The following is a 26,496-nucleotide window of genomic DNA, read 5'->3' on the forward strand; positions in this document are numbered from 1 at the left end:
CAGTTTTCTGGGGATTTTGGGCCGTCCCACTATAATCGGAAGTATGGCCACCTCGTCTTCCGATGCGCCTTCAGGTGCGAGCGAAATTCTGCACGAGATCGACATGATCGTCTCGGAATTAGCGGAACTTGCGCGCTCGGACGTCGCCCCGCAGCAGTTCTACGCGCAACTGTTGGAACGAACGCAGTTCGTTTTGCATGGCACGGGGGCCGGCATCTGGACTGTCGGTTCTGCGGACGAAATCTCGCTTGCTTATCGCCATGGTTTGTCGCAACTGACGAGTCGCCGTGCCGGAAACGTTTACGCGCGAGAGAAGGACCGGTTGCGGTCGGTGTTAGCCTCTTCTCAACCGACTTGGTTGGCGGCTGATGAGGAAGCGGGTTTGAGCCACTGGGTCATTGCCGCTCCGGTGCAAGTCGAACAGCGGACCTGGGGCTTACTGACGGTCTACTTTGATGAAGAGATGCCCGCGTCGGTGCAGGAGGGCTTCCTGCGTTTCGTGTCTGAGGTGGCTCGCATTGCGGCGGGGCACGAGCAGCGGCAGCAGATCGTTTCTTGGCAGGAAGGTCGAGATCAATGGCAAGGCTACGCTGACTATTCTCTGGCCGTGCATCGGAGTTGGTCGCTCAAGCAGGTGGCCTTTGAGGTGGCGAACGAAGGGCGGCGGTACGTTGGTTGCGATCGAGTTTCTGTGGCGACGCTCCTTGGGCGGCGTTGCAAGTTGCTGGCCGTTTCAGGCATTGATGCCGTGCATCGTCATGCGAATTTGGTTCGCAAACTGGAGAATCTTACCAAAGCCGTCATTCGATCACGGCAACCGTTGATCGTGGGTGATCAGAAGCTCGAGTACCCTCCGCAGATTGAGAAACTTCTGAAGGAGTATCTCGACGAAGGGGCGACGCGTAGTCTCGCCATTGTTCCATTGTTTCACGCTCGGGAAGAGGAGGAGCAGCCGGGAGCACCTTTCGGAGCAACCATTTGCGAGCAGTTCCGCAGTAGCGATCTGGATCTGCCCGTTGAGGTGCTGCAGGCGTTTAACCAACATGCCAGTTTAGCGTTGAGTCGAGCGACTAAGGTGCGAAGCGTTCCGCTGTTGGGTTTCTTGGCTCAACATTCACGCCTGTTCTCCTGGCTGCGACTGCAAATGTGGCCGATCTGGGCGATGGTAGCCGGGTGTCTTGGACTTGTTATCGCCCTGTTAGCGCTGATTCAGACCGACTTTGACATTCAAGTCCGTGGCGAGTTCGTTCCTGCCGTGCAGAGGCACGTTTTCGCCGCGCAAGATGGCACGGTTGAAGCCGTCCATGTTGCGGGCGACCAGACGGTTGAAGAGGGGGATGTCGTCGTCGAGATGTCCTCCACTTCGCTTGACTTGGAACTTCAGCGTGTGACCGGCGAAATGGAAGTCGCTCGAACCGAACTGGCAGCGCTGCGTACTGAGCAACTGCAAGCGACCGGATTCGATGCGAACACCGCCGACCAGCTACGCAACCTGTCTGCTCGTGAGCTGGCTTTGGGCGAACGGCTGGAGAATTTAACCGCGCAACTTGAAATCCTTGAGAAGCAGCGCGCTGAGCTAAAACTGAATAGTCCGCTAGACGGTAAGATTCTTACCTGGGATGTCGAGGGAGAACTCCTGAAAAGGCCAATCCGCCGGGGTGATCGCTTGCTAACGGTGGCTGATGTCGAAGGTCCATGGATCGTGCGACTGCACGTGCCTGACGAGTCGATTGCCCATCTGTTGCAGGCTCAAGCGGAGCAAAATGCTGACTTAAAGGTGAGCTTCGTTGCGGTGTCCGATCCTGGGGTCGTGATCGAAGGGAAAATTCAGTCGCTCAGCAGCGTTTCGCAAGTGGATCCGACGAGCGAAACCAACGGGGTGATTGTCGAGGTGGCGTTCGACAAAGCCGCAGCTGCCGGACTGCGTTCCAACGCTACCGTCGTCGGGCGAGTTCACTGTGGAAAACGGTCGCTGGGATATGTTTGGCTGCACGAGCTATTGGAAGAGTTCAACCGCCGCTTTTTCTGAACTGTCTACCGAATCAATAATTGATGAGTCTCGTTATGCGATCTGCAGTCAATCGTCACCATGACCTAGAGCATATGAATAACCATAGTTTTTTTCGCCATCGCGTCCTGACTTGGTTCGCACTGCTACTTGCCTGGAGCGTGTGCGAGCAAGTTCGTGCTGCGGAAGAGCTTTCGATCCCAAATGCGCTGCTTACTGTGGTCGAGAGTGCTGAGGTTTCTGCTGCACGTGGGGGAACCTTGGACAAGCTGCTCGTGCGGGAAGGAGAGTTGGTGGCTGCGGGTGAGTTCGTCGCGGAGTTGCGTAGCGAGCAAGCGCAACTGGCTGTCGAAGAGGCTCGTTTGGAGTTGAAGATGGCCGAGCAGACAGCGGCCAACGATGTGGACATACGCTATGCTCGCAAGACACGTGAGCAGGCGGAGAATGAGTTCGAACGTGCTGTTTCGGTGAATCAAGCCTTGCCGGGAACGATCCCGGATCGTGAGGTTGACTTTTTACGTTTGGCCGTCGAACGATCAAAACTGGAAATCGAGCGTGCGGAGAAGGCGCATCAGCTTTCAGATACGAAGGTTGCCCTGCATGAATCGGCGGTCAAGATGGCGGAGCTGGAGCTCGCTCAGCATCGGAGCAAAGCGCCGATTGACGGGATGGTCGTGAGCATCGAGAAACGGGTTGGTGAGTGGATCGAGCCCGGTGATTCGCTGGCACGCATCGTGCGGATTGATCGAATTCGTGCGGAAGGTTTTTTGAAGGCACCGCAGGCGAAGATGGGACTGATTGGCCAACCGGCAGAGCTCACGGTGGAGGTCCCCGGCGGAAAGACGATCAAGGTCGCCGGTGAGGTGACCTTTGTCAGTCCCGAGGCGAACCCTGTGAACGGCATGGTGCGGATTTGGGCGGAGTTCGATCGTGCGAAAACCGCGTTGCGGCCTGGCTTGAGTGGTGTCATTTCTATCCAACCGCGGAAAAAGAATGACTAGCTTACAAAGGCTCAATCCAGATGCCGTCCGCATGAAGCTGCGACCCGACTTGACCGCGAAGGAGCGGGCGTCTGGCTTTACCCGACGCTGGATGGTGAAAGATCCCGTCGCACTGAACCACTTCGAGTTTACCGAGGACGAGTGGTTTCTGCTGCAGCAACTCGACGGTGTGCGGACCCTCGAAGAGATCCGCGAGAACTACGACAGCCGTTATGCGCCACAAGTGATTACCCTGCCGGTGCTTCAGCAGTTCTATACCGAGGCTTACCAGTCGGGGTTGATCGACAGCGAGGGACGCAACCAAGCGGACTCGCTACTTGAGCGACGTCACGCTTCCTTGAAGCAGCGAGTCCTCTTCAGTCCGCTTTCGCTCTTGGGGATGCGATTCACCTTTGGAGATGCGCAAGGGATCCTGGACTTCCTGCGACCCGTGGGGCGTGTTCTCTTTTCGAAAGGGTTTGCCCTACTCATTGGCTTGGCCATGTTGGTGGCGATCGCGCTGGGCGTTGGAAGGGCCGGTCGAATCGCCGAGATGTTGCCGAGCTTTGGAGATTTTTTCAGCCAATCGAACCTCTGGTTGTTGGGGCTCTCGTGGATTGTCGTCAAGCTTCTGCACGAACTGGGGCACGGCTTAGCATGCCGTCGCTTCGGGGGTGAATGCCACGAGTTTGGGGTGCAGTTGATCGTTTTCTTTCCGTTTGCTTACTGCAATGTTTCCGACGCGTGGATGATGCCGAGCAAATGGCAGCGCATGATTGTCTCAGCAGCGGGGATGTATGTTGAGCTGATTATCGCAACCTTGAGCATGTACCTGTGGTACTTCAGCGAACCGGGCCTGCTGAACAGCCTGGCATTGAATCTCGTCATTCTTTGTTCGATCAACACCGTGTTGTTCAACGGGAATCCTTTGTTGCGGTTCGATGGCTACTACATGCTGAGCGATTGGCTGGAAGTACCGAATCTGCACGCCCAGTCGAAAGTTGCCCTGCTGCACCCGATCAAGGCTTGGCTGTTGCCTGGGAAGATGACTTCACCTCGATACGATGGAAACCGTTTTGGTTTGGCCAGCTTCGGTCTGCTCGCTTTCGCGTATCGTTTGTTTACGATAGGAATCATCGCCTGGACGGTTTACCAGGTGCTCGCGATGGTCAACTTAGCTCCACTGGCGGACCTGTTAGTCGCCCTGCTGTTGATCGGCTTGGTGATTCCTGCAGTGTTAGGTTGCGTAAGAATCATGCGACATCCGATGCTTCGAAAATCGTTGAGAAAAGTTCGCCTTGCCGTGATTGCGGCAGGGCTTGCGGTGATTGGCTTCGGGATACTCAGTTGCCCCTGGAACCGCGTGGTGAGAGCGCCCGTTGTTGTGCGGTTGCAGGACTCGGCTCGACTTTACGCTGGGTCGCCGGGTCGGCTGGTTTCGCATGTCGAGCTTGGTGAACAAGTGACGCAGGGGCAGATTGTTGCCAGTCTCGAGAATGAGACACTTCGGCGGCGTGTTCTTGAATTCGAAGGTCGCCAGGCGGAATTGAGTCAGCAGCTCGCCAGTTTGAAGATTCAGGTTGTCCAAGCTCCGCAGTTGGCGGCAGAGATCAAGGCGACGGAAGCCGCTTTGGAGCAAACGCGGCAGCAATGGGAAGTGGCCAAGAGTGACTACGAGAAGCTGTCCGTCAGAAGTCCTCGCGACGGGGCGCTGTTTCCGGATCGCTATCGATTGGCGGTTGCGGACTCGACGCAGCTTCCCTCTTGGCAAGGTTCACCACTGGAACGAGAGAACCTTGAATGTTACCTCGAGGCGGGGGACACCTTGGCATTGGTTGGCAAGTCTGACGATCTCGAGGCGATCGTGCTGCTGAGCCAAGAAGACGTCGAACAGATTGCCCCCGGCAGCCTCGTCGAGATGCGCTTGGAGCACGCCCCCGATAAGCTGTGGACGGGAACAGTTCGTCAGGTTGCGCGAAACCCAGTCGAGGAGATCCCGCCGGCGATCCTTGCCGAGGGCTCGATCTCCATGCGGATCGATCCGTCAGGGGACGCTCGCCCCACGGATACGCACTACTATGCAACGGTCGAATTCGAACAGCAACCTGCGGGAGTGCTCCCCGATTCTGTGGGCAGGGCGAAAGTGGTCCTGGCGGAAAGCACCCTCGGGCGTGAACTGCTACGTTCGCTACGCAGGGTGTTTTACTTCGAGTTCCAGCGTTGAAGTTCTCTTTGCTCTTGCCACTAGTGCATCCGTTGCTAGCACAAGTACCGCGTTTCGTTGGCTGCCACGCGGAATAAATTCCCTGGCCCGCAAATCTTGCCAGTTCTGCTTAACTGGAACAATTGGCAGTGACGATTGATACGAGCAGGACCCCGTAGGTCTGATCGCGCTGGTTCTCTGCATTCACGAGGGGAATCGGCGGAAGGTCCCTTTTCCGACTTCGCTTTCGCACTGATGACAACCAAGAAGCTCCAACAACTCCGGGCTCTGCTACCTCTGCTCTTCGCAGTGGTTCTTGGACTTGGCATGGCTGGTTGCTCGATCAGTAAGCCGGATGAGTGGGACTTCGACTGCAAGAAATGTGAAGAGCCCTTAGCTCCCGGTTGCTGCCCTGCTCAGTTGGAGATCGACGAGCCTTGCCGTTCGGGTTGCTTGGCCGACGAGACGCCAATTCCCGTGGGTCCCAATGAAGTGGGCACCAACGATGAAGTTGGATTCTTCAATCTCACTCTCGAACAGGCCATTACGATGGCGCTGCAAAAGTCACCCGCGTTACGCGACCTGGGGGGAACCGTCCTCAGGAATCCTGCGGGGATCCAGTCGGTTTACGATCCGGCAGCGGCGTTCAGCGATCCGCAGTTTGGTGAGGAAGCGGCTCTCAGTGCGTTTGACACCAGCTTTGGTGCCTCGATGTTCTGGGACAAAAACGATCGCGTTGCCAACAGCACTTTTGTTGGCGATACGGGCGTCCTCGATCAAGACTTGGGTCTCTACACGTTGGAGCTGACCAAACGGGCGGCTACGGGTTCGCAAATGGCGGTGCGCCATATCACCGAGTACGACGCGAACAACTTCGTGGGCAATCAGTTCGGCAGTTCTTGGCAGACCTATTTCGACGCCGAGATTCGTCAGCCTTTGCTGCAAGGCGGAGGCATCCGATTCAATCAGATCGCCGGCCCGAGTAATCAAGCCGGCGTGATGAATGGCGTGTTGATCGCCCGAATCCGCACGGACATCAGCTTGGCAGATTTCGAAGTCGGCGTGCGCAACCTGATTAGCAACGTCGAGAACGCTTACTGGGATCTGTACTTCGCTTACTACGATTTGGACGCCAAGAAGCTTGCCCGTGATGAAGCTTTAGCACTGTGGAACTCGAAGAAGGTGCTGTTCGACAACGGCGATGCCAAGCGCAGTGAAGTGGACCAAGCGCTTGAGCAGTATTGGCGATTCGAGTCTGCGGTGATCGACGCCTACAACGGAACTTTGGTTGATCGGACCAGCACGAACAACGGCAGTTCGGCGGGCTCGTTCCGCAATCCGGGCGGCGTCCGGGTGGCTGAGCGACGTTTGCGGCTAATCATGGGAATGCCGGTCAACAGCACCCAGTTGATCAAGCCGGTCACGACTCCACCCGACGCGCCGGTGCAGTTCGACTGGGCGTCGTGTGCAGCCGAGGCTCTGGCACATCGGACCGAACTGCGACGTCAGCGGTGGCGGGTGAAGCAGCGAGAGCTTGAACTGATTGCCAGTAAGAACTTTCTCACCCCAAGGCTCGATCTGGTGGGGCGTTATCGCTGGCGCGGCTTTGGGAAGGATCTTATCTCGCAAAGCAACGCCACGGGAGCTCCCACCTACGCAAGTGCTTGGGGCGCGTTGGCGGATGGCAAGAATGATGAGTGGCGATTGGGCGTCGAGCTGGACGTCCCCCTCGGCTTTCGCCGCGGGCACGCTGCCGTTCGGAACGCGGAGTTGCAACTAGTGCGAGAAACAACTCTGCTCAAAGAGCAAGAACGGAATGTGCTGTTCGGTTTGAGTAACGCGTTCGGTGAGGTGGAGCGAGCTTTTCTCATCCTGCAGGCTCAGGATAATCGCCTGAGAGCTGCGAAGGATCAGGTAACAACTTTCCTCAAGGAAGTCGAGCGTGGCAACGAGGTGACAGACATCTTGCTGGAAGCACAACGGCAATTGGTCGATAGTCGTATTCGCTACCAACAGGCGCGCGTGGAGTATGCGTTGGCGATCAAGAACGTCCACTTCGAGAAAGGGACCGTGCTTGAGTTCAACGACGTGCGACTCGCCGAGAGTGCTTCACCCAAGGCAGCGTATCAGGAAGCAAGGTTGCGACGGAAACGTCGTACCGATGTGCTCGATTACGTGTCGCGAGCTTTCGTCGTGAGTGGCGGAAAGACCAGCCAGTCGGGCCTCACGCCGGCAGGCTATACCGAGGAGGTAAGCCCCGACGAAGCGGTTCCCATCCCCGGTGCCCCTTCCATTCCAGCGCCCGCAGAACCATTGCCCACGAAGCCGAACGAAGCGGAGGGGGGCGACCCGACAACCGATCCCGATGCGGCCGAGTTGATCGATCCCAAGCTGACACTGAGCGTGGCGAGCGAGCCAATCGAAGTAGGAAGCTCGTCTGATGAGGTCAAAGGGCAACTTTCCGTCGAGTCGCCGGAGAATCCGTTTCGTTAGCGGCAAGCGAAGAACGATTATAGCGATCGGCTCTCGTAACCCGAAGCGTAAGCGAGGGAAAAACCTTTCAAGCGTAGCCCCTCGCTTACGCTTCGGGTTACCATTTGCGAACCCACTTATTCGCGTGAGCTAGTTCTTCGCTTTCCACAATGCCTGCCAGCGTGGCTTCGCAGGCTTGGGGACTTGTCGGGTCGCGTCGGTTGTTGCACTCTTGGCCGAAGTTACTGGGCGACCCAGCACGTCGTGCGTCGCCCCGCGACGGCGGGCGGCTTCGGCGAGCAACGCCCGGTCCATCTCGGCGTGGTCAATAATGGTGGCACTCACGGAATTCGAACCGGATGCTGAGCTCCCACTGAAGCTGCGATTTCCTAGGCCAGGCCCGAAGCTCTGTGCTCCACGGCTCCCACGGTTCACTCCACCCAGCACCAGCGTGCCGCGATCAGGAACGAGTACGGTGGTCGAAGCGCCAAAGACATGCCAAGTGGGGAGTTGGACACGAACCGGTTGTCCGCCGGTTTGGGCATGGCACGTCTCAGCCGCGTGGCAACACAGCGCGAGCAGTGCAATCGGTAGGAGAAGCAACGATCTCATAAACAGAAAACCGCGGGTTGAGTAATCACTCTTTGATTGTAGGGCAGTTCTACGGTTTGGGCGAACTTCTAGCAAGAAACCGCATTCTTGTCGGTATTTCGTTTGCCGGCGTGATTTTCGTTGGTGGTCCGTTTATCATTTTCAATTAGTTGGAAGGCGGGCTCATCGAAGGAGATGCACCTTGGGAGAATTCATGTTGCCCAAGCGTAGCGACTCTGCGGATTCAAGAGTGATTAATTACTGAACCTGCGTTGATGTCCGGCCACCATTTTCTGGGTAAGTAACGCTAGTCTCGAGTGCACAGCATGAAATCACGAATCCTTGCAGGCGCGGTCATCGCGATTGTGTTCACACTGGTATCGGCACAGACAGTTTCTGCGATCGATGGCGGGACGCTACTCATCAATTACCGAAACGGTTGGCAAGGTTTTGAGGTGATTACCGAGGGAGATGACCCCACTGGTGACGGCTTCTCTTGGTCGATGCTGGATGATTTTGACGGGATCGGTGCGCGAATCGTCGACGAAACGACACTCCGCTTGCAGGTGAATCACGAAACAGGTGATGCGACGATTAGCGAAGTGAATCTTGATCTTGAGGCTTTCACAACAGCGATCAGCAATACCATTGATACAAGTTCCACAGGCGGTGGGCGTTTTGTTGACTCGGCACGACAGGCCTACAGTCGTTGGAGCGATGATGGGGGAACCACTTGGGTAAACACCAACAGCACCAGCAACACGAGCTTTTTCAATTTCTGTTCTGGCCAGTCCTATGCCCCACATACCTTTGGCGAGGATCGGGGATTCGTCGACCCGATTTATATCACTGGGGAGGAGAGCTTCAGTAATACCTCCTTTCAGAGACTCTTCGCGCTCGATTTAGAGAATCGAGACTTTTACCAATTGAGCGGCGTAACCGGCGAAGCAACCGGGGGGCTGGGCGGAATGCCCTTTGATTCTTGGGAGAACGCAGCACTCCTTGATACGGGCGAGACCGACCACGTGGCATTGTTGCTTTCTCCCGACGGCGGTACGCAAGACATGAAAATCTATATCGGCGAAAAAGGAAAAGGATTCGATGGAAGCAGTTCAAACGACTTCCTCGCCCGCAATGGCCTCGCCTATGGCAGCTACTACTTCCTCAATGATGTTTTGCCTGCGGTTGGTAGCTCGAATGACGGAACGTTTGATACAACGGCCTCGGGAGCTCTGAATGCAAGTAAGCACGAAGATGTCGATACGAGTCCCAGTCAGCCGCACCGCGCGGTTTTAGGAAATCAGAATTTCGGTCTCTTTACGTTGGACTTTGACTTGGATTTTAGTAGCGGCAGCTTCGATGCGAATTCTTCAAGCTTCTCAATCGAGAAGATTCAAAACGACACCTCGAACACGCTCAATGCGATTGGCGACCAAGACAACGTTGACTGGACGGCCGCGACAGCGTTAGGCGACACTGAGTACGAGGAGGGGTTGATATTCGTCAACGAAGACAACTCCAACGGCGAAGTCTGGGTCAACACGCCCGATGGCGACGGGCTGACTTTGGTGGCAGATACGACCGGCATCAGCCCAGCGACAGAGACCTCGGGGATCCTGGATATCTCTGAATTCGTGGGGTACGTCCCTGGCAGCGTTCTCTTGACGAGTAATCAAGGGAGTACCGCTTCGTTGTCCGTGTTGATTAACCCCGACGCGCGGCTACTGGATGCAGACTACGATGGGGACGGCTTTGTCGAGGGCTCTGATTTTCTGGAGTGGCAAAGCGGCGATTCGCCAGTGCCGCTTAGCCGTTTCGACCTGTCCGTTTGGCAAGACGAGTTCGGTGCGGCTTCCGCCTCGGTTTCCTCCGCACAAGTACCCGAGCCAAGTTGCCTCCTGTTCGCTCTCGGACTGATTTGCTCAGCCACCGTATTCAGGCGATCACCGCTATTGGACGGGAAGTGATCGGAGTCGAATCGAGCGTCGTTGCGGTGAATGCTTTCGCGAATCCCTGCTGACCCCGTTAGACGATCCGACTACCTGCGGGTTACAATCGAGCGATCGATTAACTCATACAATATTGGAGCCTGAAAGCGATGATCACGGTCGGCATGAACTACAAGGTAATTGAGGGGAAGCAGCAGGATTTCGAGGATAAGTTTGCCGGAGTGATTGACGCGCTCAACGCTGCTGAGGGGCATGATTCGTCGACTTTATGGAAAGATACCGCCGATGGGGCGAGCTACCTCATCACGAGCGAATGGTCGGACCAGGAGGCTTTCACCGCATTCATTCAGAGCGATGCTTTTCGCGCGGTGACGAATTGGGGCAAGGAACAGATCCTTGCCGGGCGGCCCCAGCATAAGATTTATAAGAGCTAGCTTGGCGGCTAAGCTGCAAGCAGCCGAGTGAGTGAGCTGCTTGGCGTTCACCCAGGGTTTCTCCTGGAGATTTCTAGCGATTTTGCCGAACTTTCTATTACCGGAGGCGTAATGTTGACTATTCAGGTCAAGTTGCATAGGATTGAGCCGTGAGTGCTGCTGTCAGACTAGAAAACAAGCGAATTGAGACCACTGAAATGCCTGCTACTGATGTCCCGCAGCTCAAGATTGCTGCGGAGGAAGTTGGTGAGAGCGAACAGCTCGTCGCCACCCCCGAATTACTGGCCGAACTGGCCGAAGTCAGCGGACGGCTGGAAGCGGCCACGCCTCAGGAAATCGTTTCCTGGGCGGTCAAACGCTTCGGTGACAAACTGACGATGGCTACCGCGTTTGGGCTCGAAGGCTGTACGATCCTGTCAATCCTGGCGGAGATCGCGCCACAGACCTACGTGTTCAATCTCGACACGGGTTACCAGTTCCAGCAGACGCTCGATTTGCGTGATCGCATGGCCGAGAAGTATGGCATCGAAGTCGATTTACTCAAGCCGGAACTCACCGTGCCTGAGTACGAAGCGAAGCACGGCGGTCCGCTCTATAAGACCAACCCCAATCAATGCTGCTTCGACCGCAAGATTAAGCTGCTTCACCGCGGCGCTGCTGGCAAGCACGCGTGGATGAGCGGCATCCGCCGTGACCAGAGTGCCGATCGCGCGCAGGCTCCGATCGTGGGCTGGGATAAGAAGTTCAACTTAGTGAAGATCGCGCCGCTGGCGAACTGGACGAACAAAGAAGTTTGGAACCACATCATGAAAAACGATGTGCCGTACAATCCGCTGTTCGACCAAGGTTACACCAGCATCGGCTGCTGGCCGTGCACGCGGGCAGTTGCCGCGGGTGAAACCGACGAACGCGCTGGTCGCTGGAGCGGCACCGGAAAAACCGAGTGCGGATTACACTCGATTGCTGAGCAAGATGGTAGTGGAATTTGAAAGAAGTTTTCAGTTGCCAGTTTTCAGTGTTCAGCCTCGACATGCAATGACGTTGAGCTTCGACGGTGTTCGGTAAAAAATCCGCAAGAGACTGTTTCTGCGATAACTTATGCCATCTGAGACTGAAAACTGAACACTTCCAACTGAAAACTAAGTCCCATGCTTTCCTCAAAAACTCAATATGCCTGTCTCGCCATGATGCACTTGGCGGGTGAGTACGACTCGGGTGAGCCGGTCCAGGTTTGTCGCATTGCCGAGCGGCATGGGATCTCGCAGACTTTTCTTGTGCAGATTATGCACGAGCTGAAACGTGCTGGGCTCGTCAGCAGCACCCGCGGTGCGAATGGTGGTTACCGGCTCCAATCGAAGCCCGACCGAGTCACGTTGGCAGAAGTGGTCGATCTGTTCGAGCCGCTGCAGCTTCCCGAGGCATGTGCTGCGCCGGAATCTCCGTTCGCGCCAGCCGTGTTAGAACTGTGTTGCGAACTCCAGTCGTCGCTGCGTGAGCGTCTTAAAGGGACGACGCTGTCTGATCTCGCTGAAAGCGCGACGGCGAGTGGCCCGCCGATGTGGTATATCTGAACGTAGCCCTGTCGCTCCGCGACAGGAATTGCAATATCGAAGCACTTGTTTGGCCGCACGCGAAGTCGAGGCTTGCCTCGGGGCTCGCTTTCCTACCGCGGAGCGGTAGGGCTACGTTCAATACGGCAAATCGCTCGGATTCAGGTTATGAAATTGAACCTCGAATGGGGTGCCTAGTTCTTGCAGCTTTGTTCGCAGTAGCCGTAGCGATTCTCGGAAATCTCCGACTTCGAAGACTAGCAGATGTTCGGCCGGTTGCTCGGGGTCTTCTTGGTCTTGGTGCAAGTAATTACTGAAAATCCCGCCGCGCTGCTCTTCCAAGGCTGCCCGTAGCGGGCGAACGAAGGACTCGCGTACCTCATCAGGTGTACGCGGTGAATAGAACGAAATGCCGATGCGATCCATGTTGCGTTCTTGCCCTTAGTTAAGAGTTCAATCGCGAAACCTGTTATCATGTGGATACGAGTTTGCGGTTGATTGTAACCGTAACGAATGCTGCTTCCCATTGGTACCGTTACTAGGAGTTCCTTGTGTTTCGATTTTTTGCCGCCTCACTTACTGTCTCGTCTTTGTTGATCTTCCTGGGTTGCAGCGGGAAAGCCGTCGTTGAGGAGGAAGAAACCAAGCAAGAAGTCGCGTCGAGCGAACGTTCTGCTGAGCTCAAGCCTGTCGATCTCGGTGCGGCTGAGCCGGCCCATGTGGTCGGTCAAGTTTATTTAGCGGGCCAACCGAGCGAAGCGGACATGCCGCAGCTTAAGTCGAAAGGTATCAAGACGATTGTGAATCTGCGGACCGAAGGAGAGATTCCCTGGGATGAGAAGGCTGCTGTTGAAGGCGCGGGCATGAAGTTCGTGAACATTCCTTTCAAGGGAGAAGAGCAACTCACCGATGAGGTCTTCGACGAAGTGCGGGCTGTTCTCAAGGACAAAGAGCAACAGCCAGTGCTGCTCCATTGTGGCTCGTCGAATCGCGTGGGGGCGGTGTGGATGACACACCGGGTACTCGACGGTGGTCTGGGGATTGAGGAGGCTCTCGAAGAAGCGAAGACGGCGGGGTTGCGCTCTGAGGGGTATCAGAAGAAGGCGGAGGCTTATATTGAGCGGAATAGATGACTTTCCTACCGAGTATCTGCACTTCGAGCAGGCTGGGTTTGTGGCATTGTTGGTATGAGATTGTGGGGTTTCCTTTATGGATGAAATAACCGCGATTCTCGTCCTTATGGGAACACTCACAGCAGCGGTCGTAGGACTCCTCGCCTTCCTGAACCATCAGAGACGTAGTGAAAAGCGTTCTTTGATGAACCAGCTTGCACGCAAACTCAATTGGAAGTTGGAAACGAAGCGATATCGCCTCGATCAGAACTTTTATGTAACGAATTCCTATTTCAGTTACCGTTACTACGCCTACCATACCCTAACAGGAACACAGGAGTTCGCAGGGAAAGATCGTCTTGCCATGATGAGCGAGGTGTGCGAAGTAGGAAACGACTCAGGCCCGGCGACCGACAGTTTTATCTGCTATTTGATGTTCGACTTACCTTTGCCCCAAGAATTGAACCTGGAAATCGAATCCGAAGGTCGCATCCCGGGAAATGTGACTCTGCTGGGTTGCCCGAGGATTAAATTCGAATCCGACGCGTTTAACCGACGCTGTGAGGTGAGATCGTCAGACAAGAGATTCGCCTCACACCTCGTCGATCCCAGGATGATGGAGTTTCTTATGCAGAATCCTGGACCGGATGTTTTGCTCAAGGCAGGACGCTGTTACTTTATCGGAAGAAACTGGCACCCCACCGAATTCTATGCCGTCTGGCGATGGGCGCAGGAGTTCCTCAAGCGTTGGCCAAGTCATGTAGTTGACGAGCTAACCGTGAAGGAGCGGGTGCCAGGTTAGGACATTGCTTTCAGCGTACCGGCACTTTGAGGAGGCGGGGTTTGTGGCGCTGTTGAGGTGAGTTTGAGAAACACATCACTCATCAAGACTGCGATAAGCCAGTGCATTGCCCGTCATTACAGGCCCGGTTGAATCACTGGTTGAAATGATGTGGTCCAAGACTAACTCGCGCGCTTGCTCTCGGGTACCCGAAACGATGCGATTGTCAGGTAGCCAGAAGGGATGATTAGGTCCTTGCATCAAGAGGATGCCGTCTTTGTAGATGGCTGCTTCAGTGAACGCTGACCATTCGTGAGACGACTTCGAAGTTCCAGCTTCAGCCTCAGTGCCTATCCGAGTAAGTTGCCATCTGCATGTCTTTCCAAAGCTTGGGTGCTTGCTACTGCGATGGATTTGCACTTTTGTTTGGAGTGGTATGACGCAGGCCACAAAGCACGCAAGCAGAAGCATGGCCAGCGCAGCTCCTTGTTCATTTTGCTTGTAGTAAACAAATGACAATAGAAGGAGCAATGCAGCGATAATGGCCATTATCACCAAAGCGAAGCGAGCTCTGGAACTTTGCCGACGGTACCTTGAAAAAAATGCTTTGTAGTGTTCTGAATCGATTGGAAACGAGTATTCAACCATGCTGTAAACTCCGGGCGAGGCGTAGCTCGCGGGCTAGCAAGTATTGTGCTTACCCCACCACGCTCCGCTTCGCCAGCAATTCTAGTACTGCCTCGACACATTCCTCAACCGACTGCTCAGCCGTTTTGAGAGTTAAGTCAGGTGCCGTGGGCACTTCGTACTCACTGGTCACGCCAGGCATGTTGGCGATGTCGCCCGCGTCGGCCGCTTTGTAGTGGCCTTCGGTGTCGCGTTCGCGGCAGACTTCGATGGGGGCGTCGCAGTGGATGACGAGGAACTTGTCGCGACCGACCACGTCGGCGGCTTTTTGGCGGACCTCTTCGCTGGGGGCGATGAACGCGCCGAGGCAAATCAGGCCGGAGTCGTTCATGAGTTTGGCGACTTCGGCACTGCGGCGCAAGTTTTCGCTGCGGTCGGCGGCGGTGAAGCCCAGATCGCGGCTGATTCCCTTTCGCATGTTTTGGCCATCGAGGGCACAGACTGCCCGGCCTTGGTCGAACAGTTTGCGTTCCAGGGCCTGCACCAGCGTTGTTTTGCCTGAACCGGCCAGCCCCGTGAACAGCACGGTTGCCGGTTGCTGGCCGTAGCGGCCAGCCCGCTCGACGGCGGTCACTTCGCTGACGCTGCCGGTGAGGTGCTCGTCGGCTTCTTGTTCCCAGTGGTCTGCTTTGTCGGAGGAACTGCGGTCGAGAATCATTCCCGCGCCGACGGTAACGTTCGTCACGCGGTCGATCACGATGAACGCACCGGTCCCCTTGTTGCGTTTGTAGCCGTCCATCGCGACAGCACGGTTGAGACGGACCTCGCAGCGACCGATTTCGTTGAGGTCGAGCTTATCGGCTTCGTTGCTGTGCAGCGTGTTCACGTCGATGCGATAACGCAACTTGCTGATGCTGCCTGTCGCCGTGCGGGTGGTCTGCTTGAAGACGTACTGCTTGCCGGGGGTGAGGGCGTCTTCGCTCATCCAGACGATCGTGGCGTCGAACGAGTCGGTACTCTTGGGCACGTTGTTCGGACGGACGATCATGTCGCCACGACTGCAGTCGATCTCGTCTTCGAACGTGAGGGTTACCGACTGTGGGGTGAAGGCTTCCTCGACGTTGCCGTCGTAGGTGACGATTTCCTTCACGCGGCTCTTCTTCCGCGAAGGCAGGACCATCACTTCGTCCCCCTGGCGAACACGTCCTGAAGCGATTGTGCCGCAGAATCCGCGGAAGTCGAGGTGCGGGCGATTGACGAATTGCACGGGGAAGCGGAAGTCAATCAGGTTGCGGTCCGACGCGATATGCACGTTCTCCAGCATGTGCATCAGCGTCGAGCCATCGTACCACGGCATGTTCTCGCTTTTGTCGACGACGTTGTCTCCGTCGAGGGCCGACATGGGGATAAAGTGCAAGTCGCCCATGCCGTCGAGCGAGCTGGAGAAGTCCGTGTAATCCTTCTTGATTTGGTTGTAGGTCTCCTCAGAGTAGTCGACCAAGTCCATCTTGTTGATGGCGATGATGACGTGCTTGATGCCCAGGAGCGAAACGATGAACGAATGTCGCTTGGTCTGGGTCATCACACCGTGACGTGCGTCGACGAGAATGATGGCCAGATCGCAGGTGCTGGCGCCGGTGGCCATATTGCGGGTGTACTGCTCGTGGCCGGGCGTGTCGGCGATGATGAACTTCCGCTTGGCTGTCGAGAAGTAACGATACGCGACATCAATCGTGATGCCCTGCTCTCGCTCCGCTTTCAGGCCGTCGGTCAGCAGCGCCGGGTCGAACCCGCCGCCGGTCGTGCCCACAGTAGCGGAATCCTTTTCCAAAGCGGCAAGCTGATCTTCGTAGATCATCTTCGAATCGTAAAGCAAACGCCCAATGAGCGTACTTTTGCCATCGTCGACGCTACCGCAGGTGAGGAAGCGGAGCAGCTCCTTGTTCTCGTGTTGTTCGAGATAGGCGTCGATGTCAGTGGCGATGAGGTCGGATTGGTGGGACATGGGTAGTGCGCAGTCTTATGTTTGCTAATTGAGTTTTCCCCGGAGGGGATTCGTATCATAGCCCAGGGTTGGTCAACAGCGAGCCTCAGCGAGCTTTGACCTACCCTGGGTACTGTTTGTTCGTCAAAACAGCGACCGAGGAAAACGGATTGAAAACCGGCGGGGCATTACCGAGGTCGCAATAAACCGAGGAATGCCTCTCATGTTTCGACCTCGATTGAATTTTCACAGCTGGCAATGCTCTTTGCTCGGTCGATGGAAAAAACTGATTGCTAACCCAGGGTACGACCACACTCGCTGGGGCTCGTGATGGTCGAACCCTGGGCTATGTTGGGTAACGCCTTCGGCGTATTTTGGCGTTGGTTATCGTCTTAGAAATATCCCTTCCGTTTCTTCTCTTCCATACTGCCTGACTGGTCGTGATCGATCACACGCCCTTGGCGTTCGCTCGTCGTGGCCAGCAGCATTTCTTGAATGATCTCTGGTAATGTCGTTGCGCTAGACTCAACGGCTCCAGTCAATGGATAGCAGCCGAGTGTTCGGAACCGAACCAGTTTCTCTTCAGCCGTCGCGGCAAGTTCCGGTGGCATGCGGTCGTCGTCGACCATGATTAGGGCACCTTCATACTCTACGACGGGACGCTTGGCGGCGAAATAGAGCGGGACGATGGGGATCTTCTCGATGTGGATGTATTGCCACACGTCGAGTTCCGTCCAGTTTGAGAGCGGAAAGACGCGGATACTTTCGCCCTTGTGGACTTTGCCGTTGTAAAGGTTCCAGAGTTCAGGGCGCTGGTTCTTGGGGTCCCAGGTGTGGTTCTTGTCGCGGAAGGAGTAGACGCGTTCCTTCGCTCGCGATTTTTCTTCGTCACGACGGGCACCACCGAACGCGGCGTCGAACTGATGTTCATTGAGCGCCTGCTTGAGCGCGTCGGTCTTCATGATTTCCGTGTGAACATCACTGCCGTGCGTGAAGGGGCCCATGCCTTGGGCAACGCCCTCCTTGTTAATGTGAACCATCAGGTCCCAGCCGAGTTCCTTGCGAATGAGGTTCTCGCGGAAGGCGATCATTTCCTTGAACTTCCACGTGGTGTCGACATGCATCAACGGGAACGGTGGCTTCGCAGGATAGAAAGCTTTCTCGGCCAGGCGGACCATCACCGAGGAGTCCTTACCCACCGAATAAAGCATGACCGGATTGTCAAACTCGGCAGCCACTTCGCGGATGATGTGGATGCTCTCAGCTTCGAGCTGCTTGAGGTGCGTCAGATTGTAGGAAGACATCGCTCTAAACTAATTAAAGAAGAAAGGGGTTGTGGTGCACAGCCGAGGGTATCGGTATCAGATGCGGGGCTGCTGATGTGCTGCTGCAAGATGCGGGGAGCCGTCGCGGGTGGGTTTCTAGGGGCAGGGTTATAGGAGACCTGCAGGTGGTGGCAATCAAACCAGCTAGTCTAGGCTGCCGACCGGTGAGGTTCAACGTCTAGCTTTGAGCCTAGCGGGCTAGCGTTTCTTGAGAGTGTCGAGCAGTCCGAGCAACAGAAATTCGTATTCCAGCCCACAGAACACGCGAAACTAACGGTTCTCAGAGGTGCTTATTGCTTGCTGAGGCTCCCCCGACGTGGAATAATAGTAGTGGGCCAGATCGGGCTTTGGGCAAGCCCAGGACAGAGAACTTCTTATTTTCGACGAACGTACGAGCCACGTGCTGATAGGGTCTGTGGGGACCGATCAGCCTGTTGTGGCCGCATGAGGCATCTCGCATCGATATCGTAATGGCCACGAGTAGATTATCCCCCAATCACCCCCGTAGCTCCTGGCTTGGTGGTGACCGTGCGGAAGGTCTGCAGCTTCTCCGTTGGATCACCTACGGTGTCTGCCTGTTGCTTCCGCTGCTCGTCGCAACCCCGGCGTCCGCCTTGCAGGACAATTTGGCCTCTTCAGGCTACCAGGAACTGCTCGATCTCCTGGGGCCCGATGTGCCCGTGGGGGAGGGGGTGCCCTTGGCTCAGATTGAGTCGGGCAACAACTACCGGCCGAGCTTCACCTCGAGTGAGTTCTCGCACATCACCTTCAATGATCTCACTACGAATCCAAGTACAGGGACGTCGAACCACGCTACGAACGTTGTCGCCCGTAGTTTCTATGGAAACAATCCCGACTTTGCCATGGCGCGTGGTGCTCACGAGGTAGCCATCTACGAGACTGTGGATTGGCTCAACGATGTTGCTAATCCCACCACCCACGAGATTCTGACGACCTCTGGCGATTTGGCGAAGGTGCAAAACTTCAGTTGGGTTGGGACTTTTGCCGGGGGCACGAACCCTATGCCTGATGACCCGGCAAGTACGAATCGCGTTCGCCTCGCTCAGTTCGACCGCGATATCAACGACGACGACTATACCGCCGTCGTTGGACTAAACAACGGTTCGAGCCAGGGCATCCCTTGGCTGGTGGCTCACAGCTACAACGCGATTGCCGTCGGTCGCAGTGACGGCAACCACAGCACCGGGCTGACGATTGATACGATGACGTCCGCGTCCAACTACGGCCCAGGGAGAAGCAAGCCCGACCTCGTCGCCGACGCTACCACGTCAAGTCGTGCGACGGCAACGGTTAGTTCCGCAGCGGCTGTGCTACGCGGGTTGCTTGAAGGCACCGACGGCGACCGATCCGAGCCCATCAAAGCGATTCTGATGGCGGGCGCGACGAAGGACTCAACTCGGTTTACCTTTAATTGGTCGCGAGACGTCGATACCCCCTCGAATACTTACACAACTTCGCTGGACGATACCTACGGGGCGGGTGAGCTGAACATCTTTAACAGCTACAAGATCCAACTGGGCGGTCAGTTTGATGGAGGAACCGATCTCCCCTCCGCGGTTAACGCCGGTGCACACGGTTGGGATTACGGCAACGTGGGAATAGGCGAAGATCGTTTCTACACGTTCACCGTTGCTGAAGGTATCACGGCCCAAGAGCTCTCGATCATCCTCACTTGGAACACGCCGGGAGGAAACAACGGCAGTTTCCCAGGCGACGCGCCGCCGTTGGCGAATCTTGATTTAGAACTGCTCGACAGTTCAGGTGAAGTCGTCCTGGACCACCTGGGAGTGTTTGGGGTCAGTGCGAGTACTGTGGAGAATGTTGAGCACCTCTACTTGCAAGACCTTGCTGCAGGTGACTACACGTTGCGAATTGCTGGCGATGCGTCATCAGCAACCGATTATGGCTTGGCTTGGCGAACCGAAACGCTAGCTGACATGGTCAATGCCGATTTCGACGACGATGGTTTCGTTGATGGGGCCGATTTGCTGATCTTTCAGCGTGGGTTCGGCAAGGTGGTCAACGCCACCCATGCTGACGGTGATGCAGACGGCGATGGGGATGTCGACGCGGACGACTTGGCTGCCATCAATGCGGGCTTTGGGGGAGTCGAAAGCGTAAGTGCGGTGCAGTTTGCAGCCTTCCTCGCCAGCGTGCCTGAGCCGAGTAGCTTCGCTCTCTTCTGGGCAAGCATGCTCTTACTATCGGCTCAACGCGGGCAGCGTAGGACTTGACGTTAGGATTTGAGAAACTGGGCCGTTCAGAAAGCTATCTTTTCACGTGTCACTCTACTAGCAAAAATTACGATTCTTCTCTTCAGCAATTTTGCAAGATCGTATGGACCAGCCCCAGTATCAAACGCAGAAGGCGCGAACCTGTCGTCCAGGCTTCACGCTTGTTGAACTGCTGGTCGTGATTGCGATTATTGGCACGTTAATCTCGATGCTGTTGCCCGCCGTGCAGCAATCACGTGAATCGGGGCGAAGAATCAGTTGCGTCAACAATCTCAAGCAACTAGCCCTCGCGTTGACGAACTATGAGTCCAGTCGAGGCAAGCTCCCTCCAGCAGGCAAGTTAAAAAAACAACCGCTGAAAGAGGCATATAGCAGTCGGGCATCGCAACATGTCATGGATATGCAATCGGGGACGAATCATAGTTGGATCGTTCTAACACTGCCTTATCTCGAGCAAACGTCACTTTATGAGCAGTTTGATTTGAAGGCTCACGTCTCCGAAAGCGACGGCGATCCACAGGCCGTACAGCCTCCAACGCTCCTTTGTCCAAGTGGGCAAGCTATCGGGCGAGCTTTTCAGTGGAGCTCCTCCCAGGGAAACACTGAATTGTTTGGGAAGGGCAATTATGCCGCATACTCCAGCCCTTTTCATATTGACGACTACTACAACCCCGGCGCTGTCCATGTGCTGGGCGTGAAGTTGCAGCAGGTTACTGATGGCCTCTCAAATACGCTCGCGATTGCAGAGGTCAGAACGCGAGAGAACGATCGCGACCAACGTGGAGTCTGGGCTTTGCCCTGGTCGGGATCTACCCTTCTCTCGGTGGATGCTCATCCCGTGCAGTACCCCGTCGAATCGGAGGAGATCGCTGAGCACTATTCGCCGCTGCTGACTCAAAAAACCGGGTTCCAAACTCCGAATTCTCGAACGGTCGATGTCCTTTACGAGTGCCCGGATAAAGTGGGTGAGCAGATTGACCGCATGCCCTGCACAGAACATAACGGTTATATGTCAGCCTCCCCTCGCTCGATGCACATAGGCGGAGTCAACGCAGGGTTTCTTGATGGGAGCGTCCGATTCGTGAGCGATGACGTTGATCCGCATACCATGGCTTTACAGATCTCGATTGAGGACGGATTGCAATGAGCAACGTTGGCCATTCACGCAGCTTGGCTAGATTTGGGCTGGCCGGCGAAACGAAAGCTGCAAAACCTTCTCGCAGCTTTTCTACTGGCGAGATCGTCTGCTGGTCGGGTATCGTCCTGGGTGGTTTGCTGATTCTGGGCGGACTCGCTTGGAACGGGCAAGCCAAGGCAGCCGACGTGTGGACTGAGGAGCAAGCCGCTGAGTATGAGGCAGCCTCTCAAGCGATGCATTGCTTGGCCAACGAGGCAGCCGAACATGACTCTCATCGTCACGCTGCGGACCACGACCACCAACACGGTGAGTTGAGCCTGGAGACGACACAACGCTTCGAACGAATCGAACAAGAGCTAGAGGCTGCTCTCTACAAACGCGACGTCTTGGGAATTCGCGTGATGCAAGCAGGAATGCTCGCTGTTGTCGGATTCGGACTCGGTCTACGTTCGATTCATCAGAAGTCGTAGAACCAGCCCGCTCAATACAACTGGCGTTTCTCTCCGAGCCCGATACGACGTATACTTCTTCTCTCTGGCGTTTGCCGGCATCCCACAGGTGTTGGTCATTAGCCCTGACATCCCCCTTCGATTCTAGTCGAAATTAATTCCATGAACCGATCTCGAATTACCGTTTTGGCACTGGCCCTTTTTTCGCTAGTCGCATTTTCCTGTTGGTCGGTCGCTCAGGATGAAGAGCTGCCAGCTCGTGGTGCCAACGGACTTCCACCTCAGCGGCAATTGCCGAAGACCGATGCGCGGCATCATAGTTATGCAATCGGGTTGAATATGGGGGCAAGCCTGAACGATGACGAGATTGAGGTAGACGTCGATAGTCTTGTGGCTGGCCTGAAAGATGGCTTGAAGCGCGCAGAGCCTCGCTACTCACAGGAGATCCTTGGCGCTGCGATGCAGCGATTGTCGACCGAGCAGATGGAAAAAGCGAAGCGACGCATGGCGGTCCTGAAGAAACAGAACGAGGCGTTTCTCGCCAAGAACGCTCAAGCAAAAGGAGTGCAAGTCACAAAGAGCGGCTTGCAGTATCAGGTACTCGCCAGTGGAAAGGGCGATTCTCCGAAGGCGACCGATTCCGTACGCGTGCACTATCAAGGGAGCTTGATCGACGGTTCGGTATTTGATGGTTCAATCGGTGGACCACCATTTGAGTTTGCTCTGACCCCACCTGACGGCAGGCCCGGCGTGATTGCGGGCTGGATCGAAGCCCTGCAAAGAATGAAACCGGGTGATCGCTGGCGAATCTTCATCCCGTCAGAACTTGCCTACGGAGAGCAAGGTTTCGGCGAGGTGATTCCGCCGCACTCGACGCTCGTCTTCGAACTCGAGTTGATCGAGGTGCTGTGAGGCCGGCTCATTCCTTCGATCCTTCTCTAGCCGCTAGATTTGGGCAAACTCTTGCCACGAGGGACGAAAACCGTTGTGCTGTACCAAGCCTGATGGGGGGATCCAGCAGGCTCGGTTGCTCAAGGAAGGTATTTCACCGTCCACTCTTTTCGAGTATCGCTCTAAACCGTTTTCGATGCTGGATTTAAGGCTGCCAGAAGTGCTCGGTCGTGCTGCGCACGGAATATCAATGGCTGATTCCGCCCCGGTATGTTCCTGATGCAGCGAACGACAAGTTCAGGAGTGGTAATTGGCATGTTGCAAGTTTTCAAAGGCAAACTTGAGCGAAACTAGAAAAAATGCGGATTATTACCTTATTTCTACGGGAAAATAGTTGCAGTAAACGGTCACTAAACTAGAATCTCGAAGTGCCTAGATTGTGTAAATTGTCTAGGTGCTTCACGGCATTTAACCGTAAATCAGAGCACAGTTTGCTCATTTTCTGTTTTTTTATTGCTTCCTTGGAGGGCACCCTATGTTACGTCGTGTGATGTGCTTGTTACCAGCAATTGCTTTGCTGGTCGCGAGCGTGGCCGAACAAGCCGATGCCGGTTTGTTCAAAAAAGACAAGTGTTGCGCAGCTTCTAGCTGCTGCGAAGCCGCACCAAGCTGTGGCTGCGAAGCTCCTGCTGCCGACTGCGGTTGTGCAGCTGCTGCACCTGCGGCCGCTTGCGGTTGTGGTGGTAGCGTTTCTGCTTGCGGCGGTGCCGCCAGCGGATGTGGCGGCGTCGCAGTTGCCGCTGCTGGTTCTGCTTGCGGAACCGTGATGGAAACTCGCACTGTTATGGTGCCAACGACTGTTACCGAAATGCGTACGGTAACCGCTACCGAGTATCAGCAAGAGCAGCGCACTCGCACTTACACCGTGTACAAGCGCGTTCCTAAGACTGAAACTCGCACTCGCACCGTAACCGTTATGGTGCCTGAAGAGCGTACTCGCACCGTGACTTACCAAGTGCCTCGTCAGGTTCAAGAAACCAAGACACGCACCTGGAGCGTTCAAGTTCCTTACACGGAACAACAAGAGCAGACCTACACGGTCATGCAACAAGAGCAACGCAGCCGCACGGAAAACTACACCGTATGCGTTCCTGTCACAGAGACCAAGACTCGCACTTACAATGTTTCGGTTCCTTACACCGAGCAGCAAGAGCAGTCTTACACAGTGATGAAGTGCGTTCCTGAAACTAAGACTCAGGACTACACGGTTCAAGTTCCTGTCACGACCCAGGTCGAGCAGAGCTACACCGTGATGGTACCTAAGACTGAGCAGCAGGTTCAGAACTACACTGTAAGCGTACCTGTCACTGAGCAAGTCGCTCAAGAGTACACGGTAAGCGTCCCTGTGACGACTCAGCAGACTGGTTATCGCACGGTCTCGAAGTGCGTTCCTGTCCAGACCATGAAGACCGTAACGGTTAACACTGGTAGCTGGCAAACGCAGATGACCGAAGTTGCTGCTTGCGGTGGCGGCGCTGCTGCTGGTGGCTGCGGAAGCAGCGCTTGTGGTGGTTGTGCTAGTGCTTGTGGTTCATGCGGTGGCTGCGGCGATGCCTGCGGTTGCGGTGGAACTGCTGGTGCCGGTGCCTGCGGTGCTCCTGCTACTCGTACCGTTTGCAATCGTGTTTGGGTACCTTCGACGGAAACCCGTCAGGTTCCTGTCACGACCTACCAACGTACGACTGAGCAAGTTCCTTACACCTACAACACAACGAGCTACAACACAGAGACTCGTACTCGTATGGTGAACAAGACCTCTTATAAGCAAGAGACTCGTCAACGCACGGTCAACGTTTGCAAGATGGTTGCTGAAACTCGTACTCGTATGGTCAACCAGACCAGCTACAAGACCGAAACTCGTCAGCGTACTTACACCGTCAACAAGATGGTCCCTGAGACGAAGACTCGTACGGTTAACGTAACGAAGTACAAGACTGAGCAACGCTCGCAAGACTATCAAGTTACCAAGATGGTCCAAGAGCAACGCACTCGCGAAGTACCTTACACCGTTTGCGTGCCTGTCCAAAAGACACGTACCGTAAACGTGACTAAGTACAAGACCGAGCAGAAGTCTGAAGACTACACCGTCACCAAGACGGTCTGTGACACTCAGACCAAGGAAGTGCCTTACACCGTAATGGTTCCTTCTCAAAAGGAAGAATCTTACGAGGTAACCACTTACGACTGCGTACCTGAAGAAAAGACCGAAACTTATACAGTTTCTGTTCCAGTTCAGGTCGAGAAGCAGGTTGAAGTTCAGGTTTGCAAGATGGTAGCTCAAGAGCAGCAAGTTGCTGTTCCAGCTCCTGCTGCTAGCGGATGTGGATGTGGTGCTGCTCCAGCAGCTGCCGCCCCAGCTGCTTGCGGCTGCAACTGAGTTCGATAAGAGCAGCACTTGCTGCTCTAACGAAAGACGCTAATCGCCCGAGAGCCGGTCGCCTGAAAAGGCAGCCGGCTCTCGGTTTTTTCATGCGCTGGGCTTTGCTAGCAACTTGGCGGTAGTGAAATCGCCTTGCCCCAGAGCAAGCGGATTTGCTAATTAAGCCCTCTGCATGCGGATGAGTCGCTAGATCAATACTTCTAGCGCTGCTTATCTGACGGTCGCAAGCTTGAGCTGAACTGACAACTATGAATCGTCTAAGTCTATTCTTATACACGCTGATCGGCTGCGTGGTGTGCTTGATTGGTAGGGATTTACTCGCGCAGCAAGGAGGCGATGGTCCGGGTGTTCTGCCACCACCAAGCATCGGCGGGCCGGCATTACGAGGGCCAGATACAAGTCTGCCGGAGATTCCAGGAATGCCCGTCGAGGGGATACCTTCGGACTCCGCCGGTAATCGCTACGGACAGCCCGTCACCCCGCCTAGCTATCTTCAGCCGCCCGCTGCGGACACGAGTCAAACACTCTCGGCAGCGCCGCTGATCGATCCCACGGTCGTCACGCAGCCCACGCCGATGGATTTGGTGATTACGCCGACGCCACACTGGTATCAGTTGGGTTACTGGCTAGGGCCTGATCCTTGGGAAGGGCATGTTGAGTTAGGCCTCAACGGCAGCCAGGGCAACAACGACGTCTTGAGCATGCGCGCTGGGGGTCACCTGAAACGTGATACCAAGCGGTGGAAGTTTGATAGCGACCTGCAATACAACAAGAACGTTGCCAACAGTATCGAAACGCAAAACGATGCTAAGCTTGATGTCCGGCTTGATCGCATCTTAGGTGACTCGCCTTGGACGTTGTTTTTCTTGAAGAATGTAATCTATGATGAGTTCCAAGCCTTTGACTTGCAGCTTTCGCTAACAGGTGGTGTGGGTTACCAGATCTTCGATACGGAAACGCTCGATCTGCTCGGGCGCTTTGGTGCCGGTACAACACGGGAGTTCGGTGGTCCAGACAACGAGTGGGCACCGAATGCTTTGTTCGGTCTCGACTACGAACATCGCATTACGAAGACACAGCGACTCGTTGCAACGGTCGACTACTATCCTGAGTTTGGCGACTTCTCGCGTTATCGAGTCGTGACCGATGCTGGCTGGGAGATCGATCTCGACAAGCCGGAGAATGTGAGCTTGAAATTCTCGATCGTCGATCGTTATGACAGCACGCCCAACGGTCGCGATCCGAACAACTTCGACTACGCGATGCTCTTGATTTGGGGACTGTAGGGTAACTCCGATTAATCCAGC

At 55.4% G+C, this 26,496-nt stretch carries 21 protein-coding genes; 16 read left to right on the forward strand and 5 right to left on the reverse strand.

Annotated features, from left to right (window positions below; genetic code table 11):
- The first annotated feature begins 43 nt into the window (after positions 1–43).
- The 4 genes from RIB44_18635 to RIB44_18650 all read left to right on the forward strand — a co-directional run bounded on the left by RIB44_18635 (position 44) and on the right by RIB44_18650 (position 7,684).
- Entirely contained in the window at positions 44–2,029 is a 1,986-nt protein-coding gene (locus RIB44_18635; protein MEQ8618595.1) for an HlyD family efflux transporter periplasmic adaptor subunit, read from the forward strand.
- 35 nt (positions 2,030–2,064) lie between these two features.
- Entirely contained in the window at positions 2,065–3,009 is a 945-nt protein-coding gene (locus tag RIB44_18640; protein MEQ8618596.1) for an HlyD family efflux transporter periplasmic adaptor subunit, read from the forward strand.
- Entirely contained in the window at positions 3,002–5,212 is a 2,211-nt protein-coding gene (locus RIB44_18645; GenBank protein ID MEQ8618597.1) for a hypothetical protein, read from the forward strand. The genes RIB44_18640 and RIB44_18645 overlap by 8 nt, the downstream gene beginning before the upstream one ends.
- 234 nt (positions 5,213–5,446) lie before the next feature.
- Positions 5,447–7,684, forward strand: coding sequence for a TolC family protein (locus RIB44_18650; GenBank protein ID MEQ8618598.1), 2,238 nt, complete (start codon positions 5,447–5,449; stop codon positions 7,682–7,684).
- Between the two features lie 129 nt (positions 7,685–7,813).
- On the opposite strand, the gene RIB44_18655 is transcribed toward RIB44_18650, so the two are convergent.
- Positions 7,814–8,275, reverse strand: a complete 462-nt coding sequence (locus RIB44_18655) for a hypothetical protein (GenBank protein MEQ8618599.1) — start codon at positions 8,273–8,275, stop codon at positions 7,814–7,816.
- A 305-nt stretch (positions 8,276–8,580) separates the two neighbouring features.
- On the opposite strand from RIB44_18655, the gene RIB44_18660 reads away from it, so the two are divergent.
- The 4 genes from RIB44_18660 (at position 8,581) to RIB44_18675 (ending at position 12,208) form a co-directional block, all read left to right on the forward strand.
- Positions 8,581–10,221: a hypothetical protein gene (locus tag RIB44_18660; protein MEQ8618600.1), complete on the forward strand. Its 1,641-nt coding sequence runs from the start codon at positions 8,581–8,583 to the stop codon at positions 10,219–10,221.
- 131 nt (positions 10,222–10,352) lie between these two features.
- Positions 10,353–10,637, forward strand: coding sequence for an antibiotic biosynthesis monooxygenase family protein (locus RIB44_18665; GenBank protein MEQ8618601.1), 285 nt, complete (start codon positions 10,353–10,355; stop codon positions 10,635–10,637).
- A 197-nt stretch (positions 10,638–10,834) separates the two neighbouring features.
- Positions 10,835–11,626, forward strand: a complete 792-nt coding sequence (locus RIB44_18670; protein MEQ8618602.1) for a phosphoadenylyl-sulfate reductase — start codon at positions 10,835–10,837, stop codon at positions 11,624–11,626.
- Positions 11,627–11,785: 159 nt separating this feature from the next.
- On the forward strand, positions 11,786–12,208 hold the full coding sequence (locus RIB44_18675; protein ID MEQ8618603.1) for an Rrf2 family transcriptional regulator: 423 nt from the start codon (positions 11,786–11,788) through the stop codon (positions 12,206–12,208).
- Between the two features lie 117 nt (positions 12,209–12,325).
- Here RIB44_18675 and RIB44_18680 read toward each other — a convergent pair whose 3' ends face one another.
- On the reverse strand, positions 12,326–12,613 hold the full coding sequence (locus tag RIB44_18680; GenBank protein ID MEQ8618604.1) for a hypothetical protein: 288 nt from the start codon (positions 12,611–12,613) through the stop codon (positions 12,326–12,328).
- A 125-nt stretch (positions 12,614–12,738) separates the two neighbouring features.
- Between RIB44_18680 and RIB44_18685 the strand changes: the two genes are divergently transcribed.
- A complete protein-coding gene (locus RIB44_18685; protein ID MEQ8618605.1) occupies positions 12,739–13,320 on the forward strand; it encodes a protein tyrosine phosphatase family protein in 582 nt (193 codons plus the stop codon).
- A gap of 76 nt (positions 13,321–13,396) precedes the next feature.
- Positions 13,397–14,101 (forward strand): hypothetical protein, encoded by a 705-nt coding sequence (locus RIB44_18690; GenBank protein MEQ8618606.1) that lies wholly within the window; start codon positions 13,397–13,399, stop codon positions 14,099–14,101.
- A gap of 75 nt (positions 14,102–14,176) precedes the next feature.
- Here RIB44_18690 and RIB44_18695 read toward each other — a convergent pair whose 3' ends face one another.
- The 3 genes from RIB44_18695 to cysD all read right to left on the reverse strand — a co-directional run bounded on the left by RIB44_18695 (position 14,177) and on the right by cysD (position 17,995).
- Complete coding sequence (locus tag RIB44_18695; GenBank protein MEQ8618607.1) at positions 14,177–14,728, reverse strand: hypothetical protein; 552 nt, start codon at positions 14,726–14,728, stop codon at positions 14,177–14,179.
- A gap of 49 nt (positions 14,729–14,777) precedes the next feature.
- Entirely contained in the window at positions 14,778–16,712 is a 1,935-nt protein-coding gene (cysN, locus tag RIB44_18700) for a sulfate adenylyltransferase subunit CysN (protein ID MEQ8618608.1), read from the reverse strand.
- A gap of 371 nt (positions 16,713–17,083) precedes the next feature.
- Positions 17,084–17,995, reverse strand: coding sequence for a sulfate adenylyltransferase subunit CysD (gene cysD, locus RIB44_18705; GenBank protein MEQ8618609.1), 912 nt, complete (start codon positions 17,993–17,995; stop codon positions 17,084–17,086).
- A gap of 491 nt (positions 17,996–18,486) precedes the next feature.
- Between cysD and RIB44_18710 the strand changes: the two genes are divergently transcribed.
- The 6 genes from RIB44_18710 (at position 18,487) to RIB44_18735 (ending at position 26,475) form a co-directional block, all read left to right on the forward strand.
- Positions 18,487–20,271, forward strand: a complete 1,785-nt coding sequence (locus RIB44_18710) for a hypothetical protein (protein MEQ8618610.1) — start codon at positions 18,487–18,489, stop codon at positions 20,269–20,271.
- Positions 20,272–20,374: 103 nt separating this feature from the next.
- Positions 20,375–21,418, forward strand: a complete 1,044-nt coding sequence (locus tag RIB44_18715; GenBank protein ID MEQ8618611.1) for a DUF1559 domain-containing protein — start codon at positions 20,375–20,377, stop codon at positions 21,416–21,418.
- Positions 21,415–21,879 (forward strand): hypothetical protein, encoded by a 465-nt coding sequence (locus RIB44_18720; protein ID MEQ8618612.1) that lies wholly within the window; start codon positions 21,415–21,417, stop codon positions 21,877–21,879. The genes RIB44_18715 and RIB44_18720 overlap by 4 nt, the downstream gene beginning before the upstream one ends.
- A gap of 141 nt (positions 21,880–22,020) precedes the next feature.
- The gene (locus RIB44_18725) at positions 22,021–22,770 is read left to right on the forward strand and encodes an FKBP-type peptidyl-prolyl cis-trans isomerase (protein MEQ8618613.1); all 750 of its coding nucleotides are present in this window, start codon (positions 22,021–22,023) and stop codon (positions 22,768–22,770) included.
- Between the two features lie 514 nt (positions 22,771–23,284).
- Positions 23,285–25,186 carry a hypothetical protein gene (locus tag RIB44_18730; protein ID MEQ8618614.1) on the forward strand — a complete coding sequence of 634 codons (1,902 nt, stop codon included), beginning with the start codon at positions 23,285–23,287 and terminating at the stop codon, positions 25,184–25,186.
- A gap of 251 nt (positions 25,187–25,437) precedes the next feature.
- Positions 25,438–26,475, forward strand: a complete 1,038-nt coding sequence (locus RIB44_18735; GenBank protein MEQ8618615.1) for a DUF481 domain-containing protein — start codon at positions 25,438–25,440, stop codon at positions 26,473–26,475.
- The last annotated feature ends 21 nt before the right edge of the window (positions 26,476–26,496 follow it).

This window comes from Lacipirellulaceae bacterium (genome assembly GCA_040218535.1).
Classification (GTDB): domain Bacteria; phylum Planctomycetota; class Planctomycetia; order Pirellulales; family Lacipirellulaceae; genus Adhaeretor.